The 16,421-nt window shown below is 72.8% G+C and carries 16 protein-coding genes; 6 read left to right on the forward strand and 10 right to left on the reverse strand.

The features are described from left to right. Positions 1–59: 59 nt before the first annotated feature. Both Q343_RS0103955 and Q343_RS0103960 read left to right on the forward strand, forming a co-directional pair. A complete protein-coding gene (locus Q343_RS0103955; RefSeq protein ID WP_029252290.1) occupies positions 60–965 on the forward strand; it encodes a bifunctional methylenetetrahydrofolate dehydrogenase/methenyltetrahydrofolate cyclohydrolase in 906 nt (301 codons plus the stop codon). A gap of 12 nt (positions 966–977) precedes the next feature. Then, on the forward strand, positions 978–1,796 hold the full coding sequence (locus Q343_RS0103960) for an exodeoxyribonuclease III (protein WP_029252291.1): 819 nt from the start codon (positions 978–980) through the stop codon (positions 1,794–1,796). Between the two features lie 3 nt (positions 1,797–1,799). Here the strand turns inward: Q343_RS0103960 and galK are convergent, their stop codons facing one another. The 6 genes from galK to Q343_RS0103990 all read right to left on the reverse strand — a co-directional run bounded on the left by galK (position 1,800) and on the right by Q343_RS0103990 (position 8,252). Then, a complete protein-coding gene (gene galK, locus Q343_RS0103965; RefSeq protein ID WP_029252292.1) occupies positions 1,800–3,038 on the reverse strand; it encodes a galactokinase in 1,239 nt (412 codons plus the stop codon). Continuing rightward, positions 3,035–4,327, reverse strand: coding sequence for a galactose-1-phosphate uridylyltransferase (gene galT, locus Q343_RS0103970; RefSeq protein ID WP_052366835.1), 1,293 nt, complete (start codon positions 4,325–4,327; stop codon positions 3,035–3,037). Before galT ends, galK begins: the two co-directional genes overlap by 4 nt. Continuing rightward, positions 4,324–5,148 carry a DeoR/GlpR family DNA-binding transcription regulator gene (locus tag Q343_RS0103975; RefSeq protein ID WP_052366836.1) on the reverse strand — a complete coding sequence of 275 codons (825 nt, stop codon included), beginning with the start codon at positions 5,146–5,148 and terminating at the stop codon, positions 4,324–4,326. Before Q343_RS0103975 ends, galT begins: the two co-directional genes overlap by 4 nt. A gap of 63 nt (positions 5,149–5,211) precedes the next feature. Then, positions 5,212–6,366 carry an Mrp/NBP35 family ATP-binding protein gene (locus Q343_RS0103980; protein ID WP_029252295.1) on the reverse strand — a complete coding sequence of 385 codons (1,155 nt, stop codon included), beginning with the start codon at positions 6,364–6,366 and terminating at the stop codon, positions 5,212–5,214. 67 nt (positions 6,367–6,433) lie between these two features. Continuing rightward, positions 6,434–6,973 carry a DUF1003 domain-containing protein gene (locus Q343_RS0103985; protein WP_029252296.1) on the reverse strand — a complete coding sequence of 180 codons (540 nt, stop codon included), beginning with the start codon at positions 6,971–6,973 and terminating at the stop codon, positions 6,434–6,436. Beyond that, positions 6,966–8,252: a magnesium transporter MgtE N-terminal domain-containing protein gene (locus Q343_RS0103990; RefSeq protein WP_029252297.1), complete on the reverse strand. Its 1,287-nt coding sequence runs from the start codon at positions 8,250–8,252 to the stop codon at positions 6,966–6,968. Before Q343_RS0103990 ends, Q343_RS0103985 begins: the two co-directional genes overlap by 8 nt. Before the next feature lie 81 nt (positions 8,253–8,333). On the opposite strand from Q343_RS0103990, the gene Q343_RS13815 reads away from it, so the two are divergent. Continuing rightward, complete coding sequence (locus Q343_RS13815; protein WP_211248960.1) at positions 8,334–9,458, forward strand: general stress protein; 1,125 nt, start codon at positions 8,334–8,336, stop codon at positions 9,456–9,458. Here Q343_RS13815 and Q343_RS0104000 read toward each other — a convergent pair. Then, positions 9,444–10,988, reverse strand: coding sequence for an aminopeptidase P family protein (locus Q343_RS0104000; protein ID WP_029252299.1), 1,545 nt, complete (start codon positions 10,986–10,988; stop codon positions 9,444–9,446). The two genes, Q343_RS13815 and Q343_RS0104000, sit on opposite strands and share 15 nt — an antisense overlap. Positions 10,989–11,058: 70 nt before the next feature. Here Q343_RS0104000 and Q343_RS0104005 point away from each other — a divergent pair, with 70 nt between their 5' ends. Beyond that, a complete protein-coding gene (locus tag Q343_RS0104005) occupies positions 11,059–11,898 on the forward strand; it encodes a PHP domain-containing protein (protein ID WP_029252300.1) in 840 nt (279 codons plus the stop codon). A gap of 6 nt (positions 11,899–11,904) precedes the next feature. On the opposite strand, the gene Q343_RS0104010 is transcribed toward Q343_RS0104005, so the two are convergent. After that, positions 11,905–13,509: a DEAD/DEAH box helicase gene (locus Q343_RS0104010; protein WP_428829334.1), complete on the reverse strand. Its 1,605-nt coding sequence runs from the start codon at positions 13,507–13,509 to the stop codon at positions 11,905–11,907. Between the two features lie 262 nt (positions 13,510–13,771). Between Q343_RS0104010 and Q343_RS0104015 the strand changes: the two genes are divergently transcribed. Next, positions 13,772–14,491 carry a ferritin-like fold-containing protein gene (locus Q343_RS0104015; protein WP_052366837.1) on the forward strand — a complete coding sequence of 240 codons (720 nt, stop codon included), beginning with the start codon at positions 13,772–13,774 and terminating at the stop codon, positions 14,489–14,491. A 21-nt stretch (positions 14,492–14,512) separates the two neighbouring features. On the opposite strand, the gene Q343_RS0104020 is transcribed toward Q343_RS0104015, so the two are convergent. Further along, positions 14,513–14,737 carry a DUF3107 domain-containing protein gene (locus Q343_RS0104020; RefSeq protein ID WP_029252303.1) on the reverse strand — a complete coding sequence of 75 codons (225 nt, stop codon included), beginning with the start codon at positions 14,735–14,737 and terminating at the stop codon, positions 14,513–14,515. Between the two features lie 64 nt (positions 14,738–14,801). Further along, positions 14,802–15,464: a TetR/AcrR family transcriptional regulator gene (locus Q343_RS0104025; protein WP_029252304.1), complete on the reverse strand. Its 663-nt coding sequence runs from the start codon at positions 15,462–15,464 to the stop codon at positions 14,802–14,804. Positions 15,465–15,531: 67 nt separating this feature from the next. Between Q343_RS0104025 and Q343_RS15410 the strand changes: the two genes are divergently transcribed. Further along, positions 15,532–16,407, forward strand: coding sequence for a DUF3152 domain-containing protein (locus tag Q343_RS15410; protein WP_052366838.1), 876 nt, complete (start codon positions 15,532–15,534; stop codon positions 16,405–16,407). The last annotated feature ends 14 nt before the right edge of the window (positions 16,408–16,421 follow it).

The following is a 16,421-nucleotide window of genomic DNA, read 5'->3' on the forward strand; positions in this document are numbered from 1 at the left end:
CACCGCCCGACCGGACGCACCCCGCACAGACGCCGACCCCGCAGACCCTGGGAGCCCCCATGACCGCACAGATCCTCGACGGCAAGGCGACCGCCGCCGCGATCAAGTCCGAGCTCGCCGAGCGCGTGAGCGCACTCACCGCCCAGGGCGTGACGCCCGGACTCGGGACCGTGCTCGTCGGTCAGGACCCTGGCTCGGTCTCGTACGTCGGCGGCAAGCACCGCGACTGCGCCGAGGTCGGGATCGCCTCGATCCGCGAGGACCTGCCCGAGACCGCATCCCAGGCGGACGTCGAGGCGGCCGTGGACCGGCTCAACGCCGACCCCGCCTGCACCGGGTACATCGTCCAGCTGCCGCTGCCGAAGGGGATCGACACCAACGCGGTCCTCGAGCGCATCGACCCCGCCAAGGACGCGGACGGGCTGCACCCGACCAATCTTGGGCGCCTGGTCCTGCGGGTCTCCGAGGAGATCACCTCGCCGCTGCCCTGCACCCCGGCCGGCATCGTGGAGCTGGTGCAGCGGCACGGGATCGACCTCGCCGGCAAGGACGTCGTCGTGCTCGGCCGCGGCACCACGGTGGGCCGGTCGATCGGGCTGCTCCTGACCCGCAAGGACATCAACGCCACGGTGACGCTCACGCACACCGGTACCCGCGACGTCGCCGCGCACCTGCGGAACGCCGACGTCGTCGTCGCGGCCGCCGGGGTCCCCGGGTTCGTCACGCCGGAGCACGTCAAGCCGGGCGCCGTGGTCCTCGACGTGGGCGTCTCGCGGGTCCTGGACCCGGAGACCGGCAGGGCGCGCCTGCGCGGGGACGTCGACCCCGCGGTCGCCGACGTGGCGAGCTGGATCTCGCCGAACCCGGGCGGTGTCGGGCCGATGACGCGCGCGATGCTGCTGGCCAACGTCGTCGACACCGCCGAGCGCGCCGCGGCCGCGGCAACCACTGTCGGCGGCGTGTGATCGGATAGTCCCGTGATCACCATCGCCACCGTCAACGTCAACGGCATCCGCGCAGCCTTCAAGCGCGACATGGCCGGCTGGCTCGCCACCCGCAACCCCGACGTCGTCCTGCTCCAGGAGGTCCGTGCGCCGGAGGAGATCGTGCAGGACCTCCTCGACGGCTGGCACGTCGTGCACGTGCCGTGCGAGATCAAGGGCCGGGCCGGGGTGGCCGTCGCCTCCCGGCTCCCGATCGCCGCCGCGCGCCGGGACCTCGGAGACCTGGTGGCGTTCGGGGACGACGGGGAGCCTCCCGTGGACACCGGCCGCTGGGTCGAGGCCGACGTCGCACTGCCCGACGGCGGGACGGTCACCGTGATCTCGGCGTACCTGCACTCCGGCACCGCGACGAAGCCCGAGACGATGGACGCGAAGTACGCGCACCTCGACCGGGTGACGGCACGGATGCGCGAGCTCGCCGCGGACGGCCGCCGCGCCGTCGTCGGTGGCGACGTGAACATCGCCCACCACGAGGTCGACATCAAGAACTGGAAGGGCAACAAGAGCTCCGCGGGGTTCCTGCCCGCCGAGCGCGCGTACCTCGACACCTGGATCGACGAGCTCGGGTACGCCGACCTCGGCCGGCGGTTCGGCGGGGACGGCCCGGGGCCGTACAGCTGGTGGTCCTTCCGCGGTCAGGCGTTCGACAACGACGCCGGCTGGCGGATCGACTACCAGCTCGCGACCCCGGCGCTGGCCGAGGCCGCGATTTCCGTCGAGGTCGATCGCGCGACGTCCTACGACACCCGGTTCAGCGACCACGCCCCCGTGGTGGCCGTCTACGACCTCTAGCGGTCAGCCGGCCCGGCCGGCCGGTGCGGCCGGGACGGCGACGAGCAGGTCCGGTGGCGTGTACCCGGCGTCGGCGAACGCAGCGAGCACGGCGTCCTGCACCGCTGCGATGTCCGTCGCCCGGACGAGGGCGATCGCGGACCCGCCGAACCCTCCGCCCGTCATCCGGGCACCCAGGGCCCCGGCCTCGCGCGCGGCAGTGACCGCCAGGTCGAGCTCGGGGCACGAGACCTCGTAGTCCTCGCGCAGGGACGCGTGGGAGGCGTCCATCACGGGGCCGACCTCGGTGACGTCGCCGGCGTCCAGGAGGCCGACGAACGTCCCGACCCGCCCGATCTCGGTGACGACGTGGCGGGCTCGGGGCCGGACGTCGTCGTCGAGCGCGGCCAGGACGGCGGGCAGCTCGTCCGCGGGGGACTCCGAGCGGCCGAGCATGTCGGCGATCTCTCGCAGGCTCGTCACACCGAGCGTCCGCGCGGCTCGCTCGCACGCGTCCCGGCGCGCCGCGTACTGGCCGTCCACGAGGGCGTGCGGGGCCCGGGTGTCGACGACGAGCAGCGCCAGGCCGGCGTCGGCGAGGTCGAAGGGGACGTGCCGCGCGCTGTCGACGGGGTCGAGGCCGGGCGTGAAGTCGAGCAGGACCGCGTTGCCGGTGGTCGCGCGCAGCGACGTCGACTGGTCCATCCCGCCGGTCGGCGCACCGGCGATCTCGTTCTCCGCGCGGACGCACGCGGCGGCGAGCGCCGCCCGGCCCGCGTCGTCGCCACCGAGGCCGAGCCCCGCGAGGTCGTCGAGCGCCACGGCGACGGCGCTCTCCAGGGCTGCCGACGACGAGAGTCCGGCGCCGTAGGGGACGCACGAGTCGACCGCGACGTCGAAGCCGACGACGGAGTGTCCCGCCTGCTCCAGCGCCCAGGCGACGCCGACGACGTACGCGGGCCACCCCTCCACCGTCCCGGGCGCGACGTCGCCGAGCCGGACCTCGCGCACGGTGCTCTGCTCCTGGGCGGAGACGAGCCGAACGAGCCGGTCGGCGCGTGGGCTGACGGCGACGAACGTCCGGTGCTCGAGCGCGATCGGCAGGCAGAGCCCGGCGTTGTAGTCGGTGTGCTCGCCGATCAGGTTCACCCGACCGGGTGCTGCCCAGACCCCGAGGGGCGCCGCGCCGAACGTCTGCTCGAAGAGCGTCGTGGCGCGGGCGGTGCCCTCGTCCGTGGTCCAGGCGGGCAGGACGCCGCTCATGCGTGTGCTCCGTTCGCGGTGGTGGCGGACGCCGGGCTCGCGCTCAGATCCACGGGGCCGAGCTGGTGGAAGCGCGCGGCGATCCGCTCGGGCGTCGTGTCGCTGATCCAGGCTCCCATCCCGGACTCGGAGCCGGCGAGGTACTTCAGCTTCCCCGGTGCGCGCAGGATCGAGAAGAGCTCGAGGTGGAGCCGGGCCAGCGGGGCGCCGTCGTCGGTCGTCGTGCGTCCGGCACGAGAGCTCGGCATCTGGTGCCACGCGGCGATGTACGGCAGCTCGATCGGGGTTCCGTCGGACTCGACGAAGAAGGCGTCGGCCCGGCGGAGCAGCTCGCGGTAGATCACGGCGAGGTCGTCACGCTCGGAGTCCGTCAGCTCGGGGATCGTCCCGACGTCGCGGTGCGGGGCGAGGTGGACCTCGACGGGCCATCGGGCGGCGTACGGGACGTAGGCGGTCCAGTGCTCGCTGCGGAGCACGACGCGCTCGCCCGACGCCTGCTCGGCGTGCAGGATGTCGCGCAGGAGGTTGCCGCCGGTGCGCTCGCGGTAGACGCGGGCCTGGTCGAGGAGCCGTTCCGTGCGCGGGGTCAGGTACGGGTAGCCGTAGATCTGGCCGTGCGGGTGGGGGAGGGTAACCCCGATGTCGCGCCCCCGGTTCTCGAAGCAGAAGACCTGCTGGATGCCTGCCTCTGCGCCGAGCGCGGTGGTCCGGTCGGCCCAGGCGTCGACGATGGTGCGGATGCGGGAGACCGGCAGGTCGACGACGGAGGTGCGGTGGTCCGAGGAGAAGCAGATCACCTCGCAGCGCCCGGCAGCCGGTGCGGCGACCTCGAGCAGGTCGCGCGGGTCGTCGGGGACCGTGTCGGCCGGCGCGGCGACCCCCTGGCCGTCGGCGTCCTGGCCCGGCACGCGCATGAGCGAGGGGAACCGGTTCTCGAACACGGCCACGTCGTAGTGCGTGTCGGGGATCTCCCCGTCGGCGTACTCGGCGTCCGGGCGCGCGGGGCACAGGGGGCAGGAGTCTGCCGCCGGCAGGAACGTGCGGTTCATGCGGTGCGAGGCGAGCGGGATCCAGTCGCCCGTCAGCGGGTCGCGGCGCATCTGCGGGCCGGTGAACGGCTGCGGGACGCCGTCGGCGTCGGGAACGGGGGAGAACCGGTCGGCGAGGGGGCGCGGGTCGTCGAGACGGTGCTCGCGCTCGCCGGAGAGGAACTCCGGGCTGTCGTCGAAGTAGATGAGCTCGCGGCCGTCGGCCAGACGGGTGGCGGTACGACGTCGTGCGGTGCTCATGCGGACTCTCCGGTCTCGGTCTCGGTCTCGGTCGTCGACGGGGCGACGGCGGCCACGACGAGCTCGCCGACGAGGTCGCGCGCGGCGGCCTGCGCCTCGGGCTCGAGGCCGTCGTCGGTGACCAGCACGTCGACGTCGCGGAGGTCGGCGAACCTGCTCAGCCCTGTCTCCTCCCACTTGGTGTGGTCGGCCAGTGCGACGGTGCGGCCTGCGCCCGCGATCAGCGCGGCGTTGGTCGCTCCTTCCACGATGTTCGGCGTGGTCAGCCCGGCGTCCGCACCGACGCCGTGGGCACCGACGAACGCGACGTCGACGTGGAGGGTGGCGAGCGTGCGTTCCGCCACGGGCCCGACGAGCGCGTCCGACGGCGTCCGGGTGCCCCCGGTCAGGATCGTCTCGATCTGCCCGTCGCCCGTCGCGTGCAGGATCTCCGCCACGGGCAGCGAGTTGGTGACGACGGTCAGCGGACGCAGGGAGGCGTCGGCGGCGACGAGGCCGGCGAGGATCGACGTCGTCGTCCCGGCCGAGAGCGCGATCGCGGAGTCCGGTGCGACGAGGGGGAGCGCCGCGCGTGCGATGGCCTCCTTCTCGCCGACGGAGTGGGTGCGCTTGGCCTCGAACCCGGGCTCGTGCGTCGTCGCGTGGGGGAGCACGGCACCGCCGTGGACCTTGCGCACGAGTCCCTGCTCGGCCATCTCGGCGAGGTCTCGGCGCACCGTCATGTCGGAGACGTCGAGAGCGAGCGCGGCGTCGGTGATCCGTACGGCGCCGTCGGCGCGAAGCATGGTCAGCAGGCGTTCGTGACGCTGGGGAGCGAGCATGAAGACAGTGTTCAACACAAGTGAACAGAAAGCAACATCATGTCCGGCGAACCGGGGTGAGGTCTAGACCGGCGAGACCCCCAACGCACGCCCTGCGAGCCCGCGCGAGCGCTGTCCGAGCGACCGGGCGACGTCGCGCAGCGCCTCGGCCGCGGGCGAGGCGGGGTCCCGCAGCACCACGGGTGTGCCCTCGTCGCCGGACTCGCGCAGCGCGACGTCGAGCGGGAGCTGGCCCACCAGCGGAACGTCCGTCCCCGTCAGCTTCGCGAGGTTCTCGGCCACTCGGGCCCCGCCGCCCGAGCCGAACAGCTCGAGCCGGGAACCGTCGGGCTGCTCGAGCCACGACATGTTCTCGACGACCCCGGCGACGCCCTGCTGGGTCTGGGTGGCGATCGACCCCGCTCGCTCCGCGACCTCGGCGGCCGCGAGCTGCGGCGTCGTGACGACCAGGATCTCGCTGCCCGGCAGCAGCTGGGCCACCGAGATCGCGATGTCGCCGGTGCCGGGCGGCAGGTCCAGGAGCAGGACGTCGAGGTCGCCCCAGAAGACGTCGGCGAGGAACTGCTGGAGCGCACGGTGCAGCATCGGACCACGCCAGACCACGGGCTGCCCCGGGGGCACGAACATGCCGATCGAGACGACCTTCACGCCGTGCGCGATCGGCGGCAGCAGCATGTCGTCGACGCGCGTCGGCTGGCGGTCCACGCCCAGCATCCGCGGGATCGAGAAGCCGTAGATGTCGGCGTCGACGACGCCCACCTTCAGGCCGTCCGACGCCATCGCCGCCGCGAGGTTCGCCGTGACCGTCGACTTGCCGACGCCGCCCTTGCCCGACGCGATCGCGTACACCTTGGTCAGCGAGTCCGGCTGGGCGAACGGGATCACGGGCTCGCCGGTGCCGCCGCGCAGCTTCGTCCGGAGCTCGCTGCGCTGCTCGGCGCTCATCACGCCGAGCTCCACCTGGACGTCGGCGACGCCCTCGACGGAGGAGGCCGCCGCGGTCACGTCGCGCGTCAGCGTCTGCTTCATCGGACAGCCGGCGACCGTCAGGTCGAGGCCGACCACGGCCCGGGCCAGCGAGGGGTCCGACTCCATCGTCTCGAGCCCGACGTCCCGGACCATGCCGAGCTCGGTGATCGGGCGGCGGATCTCCGGGTCGATGACACGCGTCAGCGCGTCGCGGACCTGAGCGGTGAGGGCATCAAGGTCGATCGGCATGCGTCCATCGTACGGCCGCGTCCGGTGGCACCGGGGAGAGCCGCCGTGCCTCGTCAGGCGTGCGTCGTCAGGGGCGCGGCGCCCCGGTGCCCGCCTCGCCGTCGTCGCCGGTGGCCCGGCGCTTCTCGTCCTCCTGCTCCAGGATCTCCTCGAGGAGGTTCCGCAGCTCCGAGCGGACGAAGTCGCGCGTCGCGACCTCGCTCATCGCCATGCGCAACGAGGCCATCTCGCGGGCCAGGTACTCGGTGTCCGCCAGGTTGCGCTCGGCCCGCTGGCGGTCCTGCTCCGCCTGGACACGGTCGCGGTCCGTCTGCCGGTTCTGCGCGAGCAGGATCAGCGGGGCCGCGTAGGACGCCTGCAGGGACAGCATCAGGGTCAGAGCCGTGAACCCGTTCGTCGCGCTGTCGAAGCGCAGGTCCGGCGGTGCCCAGATGTTCCACGCGAGCCACGCGATGCAGAACAGCGTGAGGTAGAGGATGAACCGCGGCGTGCCCATGAAGCGGGCGATGGACTCGGAGATCTTGCCGAACCCGTCCTCGCCGCCGAGGCTCACACGGGGGACGAACGAGCGCCGGGGCTCCTTGGGCTGGTCGATGCGGTCAGCCATCCGTCGCGCCTCCCGTCGTCATCGGGGACTCGTCGGGGTCCGTCTCGCGCCAGTCGTCGGGGAGCAGGTGGTCGAGGACGTCGTCGACGCTGATCGCGCCGACGAGCCTGCGCTCGGCGTCGAGCACCGGCACCGAGAGCATGTCGTAGGTCGCCAGCTCGCGCGTGACCTGTTCCAGCGAGGCCGACTCGGGCACGCCCTCGACGTCGGTGTCGATGACCGACCCGACGGGCTCGTGCGGCGGCTCGCGCAGGAGTCGCTGGAAGTGCACGACGCCGAGGAACCGTCCGGTCGGGGTCTCCAGCGGTGGCCGGGCGACGAAGACCATCGTCGCGAGGGCAGCCGGCAGGTCCTTGCGGCGGATGTGGGCGAGCGCCATGGCGATCGACGTCTCCGGCGAGAGGATCACCGGATCTGTCGTCATCAGGCCGCCCGCGGTGTGCTCGTCGTACGCCAGGAGTCGCCGGACGTCGCGCGCGTCCTCGGGCTCCATGCGCTCGAGCAGGTACGCGGCCTGGGCGTCGGGCAGCTCGTTGAGGAGGTCGGCGGCGTCGTCGGGCTGCATCGCCTCGAGGACGTCGGCGGCCCGGTCCATGTCCAGGCCCGAGACGATCGCGACCTGGTCGTCCCCGGGAAGCTCCTCGAGCACGTCCGCGAGTCGCTCGTCGTCGAGGGCTGCGGCCACCTCGAGACGGCGGGTGTCCCCGAGGTCGTGGAGCACGTCGGCGAGGTCGGCGGCCTTCATGTCCTCGTAGGCCGCCAGCAGCAGGGTGGCGCCCTGGTCGCCGGGGACCGTCGCCAGCCCCGTGACCTCGGAGACGTCGAGAGTGCGGGTCTCCCCGCGTCGTCGGAAACCGAGCGGACCCTTCGAGGAGGAGTCGCGGCGGACGAAGACCTTGTCCACCAGCCAGTCGCCGGACCGCTGCTGCGAGATCCCGAGGTCGACGACCGTCACCGCGCCCGAGCCGTCCGCCAGGGCCACGCGGCGCTCCAGGAGCTCGCTCACCGCCAGTGTCTCCAGGGCGCGCTGCTCGAACCGGCGCAGGTTCAGCAGTCCCGTGATGATGACCTGGCTCGAGTCCATCGACGTGACCCGTGTCAGCGGCGCGAACACCCGTCGGCGTCCGGGCACCTCGACCACGAGGCCCACTGCGCGCGGGGGCCCCTTGGGGCGGACGAGCACGACGACGTCGCGCACCTTGCCGACCTGGTCGCCCAGTGGGTCGAAGACTGCGACGCCGGCGAGGCGCGCCACATAGACGCGGGTAGCAGCACTCACGCCGTCAGCCTACGCAACGCGCGCGGTCCCGCAGGGAGGAAGGGTCTCGCGCGCGGCGTCACAGTGCGAGACAATGCCCCTATGAGCATGACTCGCCCCAACACGGTCCCCCGCATCCCCACCCTTCCGCGCGGTGACGTCATCGCCACGTACCCGACGTACCTCGAGGCGCAGAAGGCCGTCGACTACCTCTCCGACAGCCGGTTCGCCGTCGAGTACGTGACGATCCTCGGATCCGACCTCAAGATGGTCGAGCGTGTGATCGGACGCCTCACCTATGGGCGCGTCGCACTCGCCGGTCTGGCGTCGGGCGCCTGGTTCGGTCTCTTCGTCGGGCTGCTCCTGATGCTGTTCGGCAGCACGGGCGGCGGTGCCGCGGCCGGTGGCATCGTCCTGACCGCCGTCGCGCTCGGCGCCGGGTTCGGCATGCTCTTCTCCGTCCTGACCTTCGCGCTCTCGGGCCGCAAGCGGGACTTCAGCTCGTCGAGCCAGATCGTGGCCTCGGAGTACTCCATCCTGTGCGCGCCGGAGCGGTCGGACGAGGCCCGCCTCGTCCTGCACCGGATGAACCAGGGCGCGCCGGCCAACGGCCAGGGGAGCGGGCACGGCGCCGGACAGGGTACGCAGCACGGCGCCGACAGCCAGCAGCCGCCGGCCGCGCCGCGGCAGGCCCGCAACCCCGACCAGCCGTTCGCCCCGCCGTCGGACACCCCGCCGCATGCGCAGCCGCCCGCACAGCAGGCGCCGCCGGCCCAGCCTCAGCCTTCTCAGACCCACGCGGCGCCGTCGTGGCCGAGCCCGGACGCCGCGCCCTCGTCCACGGAGCAGACAGAGGCCGCCCCGGCCCCCGAGCGCAAGCCCGACCCGCGGTTCGTCACGTCCTCGGGTGCGCCTCGCTACGGCGCAATGCTCTCGGACTACTCGACGAAGCCCGCCTCGTCGGTCGAGCCTGTCGAGACCACGCCCGCCACGCCGGAACCGTCGGTCGAGCCTGTCGAGACCACGCCTGCCACGCCCGCCTCGTCGGTCGAGCCTGTCGAGACCACGCCCGCCTCGTCGGTCGAGCCTGTCGAGACCACGCCTGCCACGCCCGCCTCGTCGGTCGAGCCTGTCGAGACCACGCCCGCGGAGACGACGTCGCCCGACGCCCCCGAGGGGACGCCGGGCGACGAGAACGCTCGCAAGGACGACTCAGCCGCGCACTGACGCCATCCAGGCCTCGAGCTCCTCGGGGACGCGGGGGAGCGCGCCCGAGAGGTTCTCGCACCCGTCCTCGGTCACGAGCACGTCGTCCTCGATCCGGATGCCGATCCCGCGGTACTCCTCGGGGACGGCGAGGTCGTCGGCCTTGAAGTACAGGCCGGGCTCGATGGTGAACACCATGCCGGGCTCGAGCACGCCGTCGAGGTAGAGCTCGCGGCGGGCCTGGGCGCAGTCGTGGACGTCGATGCCGAGGTGGTGGCTCGTGCCGTGCACCATCCACCGGCGGTGCTGCTGGCCCTCGGGGGAGAGGGACTCCTCGGCGGAGACGGGCAGGATGCCCCACTCCTCGAGACGTGCGGCCAGCACCTCCATCGCCGCCGCGTGCAGGTCGCGGAACTTCGACCCGGGCTTCGCGACGGCGAAGCTCGCGTCGGCGGCGTCGAGCACGGCTTTGTAGATCTTGCGCTGGATCTCCGTGTACTCGCCGTCGACCGGGAGCGTCCGGGTCACGTCGGCGGTGTAGAGCGAGTCGACCTCGACCCCGGCGTCGAGCAGCACCATCTCGCCCGAGCGGACGGCGCCGTCGTTGGTGACGTAGTGCAACGTCGTCGCGTGCTCGCCGGCGGCGGCGATCGTCTCGTAGCCGACGGCGTTGCCCTCGAGCCGTGCGTGGGCGTCGAACGTCGTCTCGATGACGCGCTCGCCGCGTCGGTGCGCCGTGGCCTTCGGGAGACCGCGGACGACCTCGGCGAACCCGTCGATGGTGGCGTCGACGGCCTGGCGCATCTGCTTGATCTCGTAGGCGTCCTTGACGAGGCGGAGCTCGGACGTCGCAGCCGTCAGCTCGTCGTCGGCCGCGACCTCGGCCGTCGCCTCGGCGGCGCCCGACTCGGCGCGGATGGCCTCGACCAGGGCCTCGATGCCGTCGTCGGAACCCTCGACGACGAGCAGCCGGACGCCGTCGCCGACGTCCTTCGCGAGAGCGTCGCGCAACTCGTCGACGTGGCGGGCCTCGATCCCGGTGAGCTCGGTGACGTCGTCGAGCGTGGGGCGGGCGCCGACCCAGAACTCTCCGTACCGGGCGTCTGCGTAGAACTCGTCGGTGTCGCGCGGGGCGAGCGGGCGCACGTACAGGACGGCGTGGTGGTCGCTGCCGTCGTCGCCGGTGCCGGCCTCGACCGGGTGGAGGACGAGCACGGCGTCCGGCTCCTGGTCGGTGCCGAAGCCCGTCAGGTGGGCGAACGCGGAGTGCGGCCGGAACCGGTAGTCGCAGTCGTTCGAGCGCACCTTGAGCGTCCCGGCGGGGGCGACGAGCCGTGCGCCGGGGAAGCGGGAGGACAGGGCGGCGCGCCGGGTCGCGGTGAAGTCTGCGAACTCTCCACGCGTCACGCCGAGGTCCTTGCGGTCCTCCCAGTTGCTCATGATGAAGGTCTTGAAGGCGTCGGAGTCAGGGCGCTGGGATCGGTTGCTCCCGCGCTCGGTGATGTCCTGGTTCTCGGCGAGGTCCTCGCCCGGGGTCGTTGCATCGGTCATGGTTCCAGTCTCGCACCATCTTCCGGGCGCGTGCCCGGCCGGTGTGGCGGGCACTGCGTAGGCTGAGGCTGTGCGCATCGACCTCCACGCCCATTCGACCTGCTCGGACGGGACGGACACGCCCGCGGGGCTGGTCGAGGCCGCACGGGTGGCGGGACTCGACGTCGTCGCGATCACCGACCACGACAGCACCGCCGGATGGGCGGAGGCTGCACGGGCCGCGACACACACCGGCGTCCAACTCGTCCGGGGGACCGAGATCTCCACGCACGCCGCCGGACGGAGCGTGCACCTGCTCTGCTATCTCCAGGACCCGACGCATCCCGGACTCGTCGAGGAGTTTGCCACGATCCGCGACGCCCGGCTCACGCGTGCGCGCCGGATGGTCGACCTGATCGCTGCGGACTACGCGCTGACGTGGGACGACGTCGTCCGGCAGACGGGCGACGGCGCCACGGTCGGGCGACCCCACGTCGCCGACGCCCTCGTGGCGGCCGGGGTCGTGGCGAGCAGGGACGAGGCCTTCGCCGAGATCCTCACCCCACGGAGTCCCTACTACGTCCCGCACTACGCGCCGGCGACGACCGCTGCGATCGGCCTGGTGCTCGAGGCGGGCGGGGTGCCGGTCCTCGCGCACCCCGGCGCCGCGTCCCGCGGTCTGACGATCGGTGACGACGTCGTCGCGGAGCTCGCCGAGGCGGGACTCGTGGGACTGGAGACCGAGCACCTCGACCACACGCCCGAGGCGACGGCACACCTGCAGGCGCTCGCGGCCGACCTCGGGCTCGTCGCGACCGGGGCCAGCGACTACCACGGCACCGGCAAGGTCAACCGGCTCGGCGCCAGGACGACGACGACCGGCGCGCTCGCCGCGATCGAGGAACGCGGGAGCACGCCGGTCGTGCGCTGAGAACGATCAGTCGTTCGTGGCGGGGGACGGCGACGACGTCGACTGCCCGCCCTGGCCGCTCTGCCCGCCGTGCGTGCGACGACGGCGACGACGACGCGGCGTACCCTCGGTGCGCGGTGCGCCCTCGGCCGCCGCGGGTGCGGCGTCCGAACCAGGACGCGACTGGCCGCCGCGTCCGCCCTGGCCGGAACGGCCTCCGTCGCGGTTGCCGCCGCGGCTCCCACCGCGACCGCCGCCACGGGACTCGCCGGAGCGCGGCGCCGGGGAGCCACCGCGCTTCCCGGTCTCGCCGAGATCCTCCAGCTCCTCGCCCTCCAGGCCCTCGAGGGTCCGCTTGCCACGCGGCAGGCGACCCTTGGTGCCCTCGGGGATGTTGAGGTCGGTGTAGAGGTGGGGCGAGGTGGAGTAGGTCTCCTGGGGCTCGGGGATCCCGAGGTCCAGCGCCTTGTCGATCAGGCCCCACTTGGGCGTGTCGTCCCAGTCGACGAACGTGACCGCGGTGCCCTTGTTCCCGGCACGACCGGTGCGGCCCGTGCGGTGCAGGTAGGTGCGCTCGTCGTCGGGGCACTGGTAGTTGACGACGTGCGTGACGTCGTCGACGTCGATCCCGCGGGCTGCGACGTCGGTGGCCACGAGGACGTCGATCTTGCTGTTGCGGAAGGCGCGCAGGGCCTGCTCACGGGCGCCCTGCCCGAGGTCGCCGTGGATGGCGCCGGCGGCGAAGCCGCGGTCACGCAGCTCGTCCGAGACCTTGGCCGCGGTGCGCTTGGTGCGCGCGAAGACGATCGTGCGGCCACGACCCTCCGACTGCAGGATGCGAGCCAGCACCTCGACCTTGTCGAGCGCGTGCGCGCGGTAGACGACCTGCTTGATGTTCTTGACCGTCTGGCCCGCGTCGTCCGGGTCGTTGGCCCGGATGTGCGTGGGCTGGCTCATGTAGCGGCGAGCCATGGAGACGACGGCGCCGGGCATGGTCGCCGAGAAGAGCATCGTGTGACGCTTGGCGGGAGTCTTCGACAGGATCTTCTCGACGTCGGGCAGGAACCCGAGGTCGAGCATCTCGTCGGCCTCGTCGAGGACGACCGTGGCGGCGCGCGTCAGGTTGAGGTGGCCCTGGTTGAGCAGGTCGAGCATGCGGCCCGGGGTCCCGACGACGACCTCGACGCCCTTCTCGAGCGCCTCGATCTGCGGCTCGTACGCGCGGCCGCCGTAGACCTGCAGGATGCGCACGTCACGCTTGCGCGACGCCGTCTCCAGGTCGCGTGCGACCTGGCTCGCGAGCTCGCGGGTCGGGGCGATCACGAGCGCCTGCGGCTTGCCCGGGGCGGGCAGCGCGTCGAACTCGGGCTCGCCCGGCGCGACGACCCGGTGGAGCAGCGGGACGCCGAAGCCGAGGGTCTTGCCCGTACCGGTCTTGGCCTGGCCGATGATGTCGTGGCCGGAGAGCGCGACGGGGAGCGTCATCGCCTGGATCGGGAACGGCGTCGTGATCCCGGACTCGGCGAGCGCCTCGACGATCTCGGGGCGGACGTTGAAGTCTGCGAACGTCACGTCCGCAGCCTGGAGTGACGACGACGTCGGAGCGTCCTCGTCGGGAAGGATGGTGGTCACTGGTGCCTCGTTCGTCTCGGTGGGCACGCGAGGGGCCGGAGTCGCACCACGTGGTGCGGTCGATGTCGTCCGGCAGGAGCAAGCGCGCGCCCTGTGGCCGGCAGCCGATCGTGTGCTTCTCTCCGCGCCGGCGAGCCGGGCGGGGCCGGTCGAGACCGGCGGGTCGTGCGTTCATAGGACGACCGGGCAACCGTTGTACTTCTCCATGGTATCGGACGACCGTCTCGGCGCACCGGTTCGACGGGCGATAGTCTGCACCGTGATGAATTACGAGAGCCTCGTCGAGCCCGCGTCGCCGCTGCGCGGCGGCCAGACCTTGCCGGACGGCGACGTGCGGGAGCTGCTCGGGCTCCTGGCCTACACCGAGCTCATGGCGTTCGACCGTCTCGCCCTGACCTCGTCGCACGCGCCCGTCCTGCCGCAGCGCTCGCGGGCCGCACGGTTCGCGTCGGACGCGGTGCGCCGGCACGCGTGGCTCCTGGACCGTGTCGCTGACCTGGGCGGGGACCCGACGGCGGCGCTCGGGGCGTTCGAGGGCCTCTTCGACGAGTACAGGCGGCGTACGGAGCCGAGCGGGTGGTACGAGCGGCTGCTCAAGGGGTACGTCGGCGACGGGGTGATGGACGACCTCTGCCACCTGGCGGTCCGCGCGCTGGACCCGGAGAGCCGGTCGGCGCTCGAGGCCGTCATCCTCGACGGGGACGCGGCGCTCCTCGCCGACGAGGAGATCGTGACCGCTGCGGCGCAGGACCCGATCCTCGCGTCGCGGCTCGCGCTGTGGGGCCGCCGGCTGGTGGGTGAGGCGCTCGGGGTGGTACAGACGTTGATGTCGACGCGCCCGTGGCTCGCACGCATGATCGTGGCGGGCGCGGAGCAGGACGGTGAGGGCGGGGCCGCGGGCACGGACCCGCAGGCGTGGCTGATCGCCCGCCTGACGGCAGAGCACACGCGCCGCATGGACCGGCTCGGCCTCGCCGCCTGAGCGACGGGCCGAGCCCGCAGGTCACAGCGAGCCGAAGCCGACCTTGCGCTGCGTCTCCGTGCCGATCTCGACGTAGCCGAGCACGGAGGCGGGGACCAGGACGCGTCGGCCCTTGGAGTCCGTCAGGCTCAGGACCGTTCCGTCGGTGACGGCGGCCTCGACGGCCGAGGCGACCTCGTCCGCACCCAGATCTGTCTCGATGGCAATCTCGCGGCCCAGGTTCTGAACACCGATGGTGACTTCCACGGCACACTCCTCACGGATGACGACGCGCTGACCGGACGGTCAGCCCTTGGGTCAACCCTATCGGTCAGAGCGCGGCCGCGGCCGCAGGAGCGGCAGGGCCGACGAGCATCGACTGCAGACCGCCCCACGCGATCCGGGGGACGAGCAGCGCGTCGTCGTGGCTGGTCCCGGGCGCGTGCCTCTCGCCGGCCGCCGACCGCGCGAGGGCGGTGCAAGTCCGGGCGATCACCAGCGTCGACTCCGGGGGAAGCCCGGTGATCCCCTCAAGCGTGTGCGCCAGCTCCTGGGCAGCACGCTCGTTCGGGGCGAGGACGCGGGCGCGGACCGCGGAGTCCCGCATCACGTCCGACTCGAAGAGGAGGGACGCGGCAGGTCCGGCCTTCACCGTGTATCGGTGGTACGCGCCGACCACCGCGTTCAGCGCGGCGAGCGCGCGCGTGTGGGTCGCGGACCCGGGTGCCCCGTCCGCGAGCGGTGCCAGCGCGCCCCGGACCTCGTCGACCAGCGAGACGCCCTCGGCGTCGACGACGGCGAGGTAGAGGTCGAGCTTCGACCGGAAGTGGCGGTAGGCGATGGGCTTGGCGACGCCCACCCGGCCGCAGACGTCGGTGACCGCGACGTGGTGGTACCCCTCGGCCGCGAAGAGGTCTCTCGCCGCCCGGAGGAGCTGTTCCCGTCGCTCGGCGCGCCCGGTCCGTGCGGGGCGGCGGCTTCGCGGCGTCGTCATGTCCGATCACGCTAGGGCCCGGGCGTGGATGAGGGAAGGGGCGGTCCATGATGCGATCATTGGTCGCATGGCTCGCACCGATGAGGAACGGCAGCTTCGACGAGGAGACGCACCGCGCCCCGCCCGTCGTCGCCGTTCGATCCTCGCCGGAGGCCTCGGTGTCGTCGTCGTGGTCGGCGCCCTGGGCGTCGCCCACGGGATCACGGTCGGGCGGTGGCTGACCCCGGTCGAGGAGAACGCCGGGACCGTCGACGCCGCGGAGCTCGCGGACGCCGCCGCGCGATCGGCCGCCCAGCGGGAACCGACGCCGACCCCCACACCGGAGCCAGAGCCAGAGCCAGAGCCAGAGCCCGAGCCCGAACCGGAGCCCGAACCCACGCCCGAGGCCGGCTCGGGCCTGCTGGGCAGCAAGGTCCCGGACGGGCTCGACGGAACCCTCGTCGCCGCGTCGGGCGAACGTGCGCCGACCCGGGACGGGAGCCTCCGGACGGTGCGGGTCGAGGTCGAGAAGGGTCTACCGGTCGACGTGGACGTCTTCGCCGAGGCGGTGATGTCGACGCTGGACGACGACCGCGGGTGGAGCAGTCTCGACGGGGTCGCGTTCGCCCGCGTCGACGACGACGCCGACTACGTCGTGACGCTGGCCAGCCCCGCCACGACCGACGAGCTCTGTGCACCGCTGAACACCGACGGGTGGCTCTCGTGCGGCAGCGGGAACCGTGCGGCGCTGAACTTCGACCGCTGGGTCGACGGCGCCGAGGACTTCGGCAGCGACCTCGACACGTACCGGCACTACCTCGTCAACCACGAGGTGGGTCACCTCCTGGGGCACGGTCACGTGCAGTGCACCGGGGACGGCGACCTCGCCGACGTGATGGTCCAGCAGACGATCAGTGCCCAGGGGTGCGACGTCAACGGGTGGCCCACGGCGACCCGTGACTGAGCGCCTGGTGTCGG

This window comes from Paraoerskovia marina DSM 21750 (assembly GCF_000701465.1).
Lineage (GTDB): Bacteria > Actinomycetota > Actinomycetes > Actinomycetales > Cellulomonadaceae > Paraoerskovia > Paraoerskovia marina.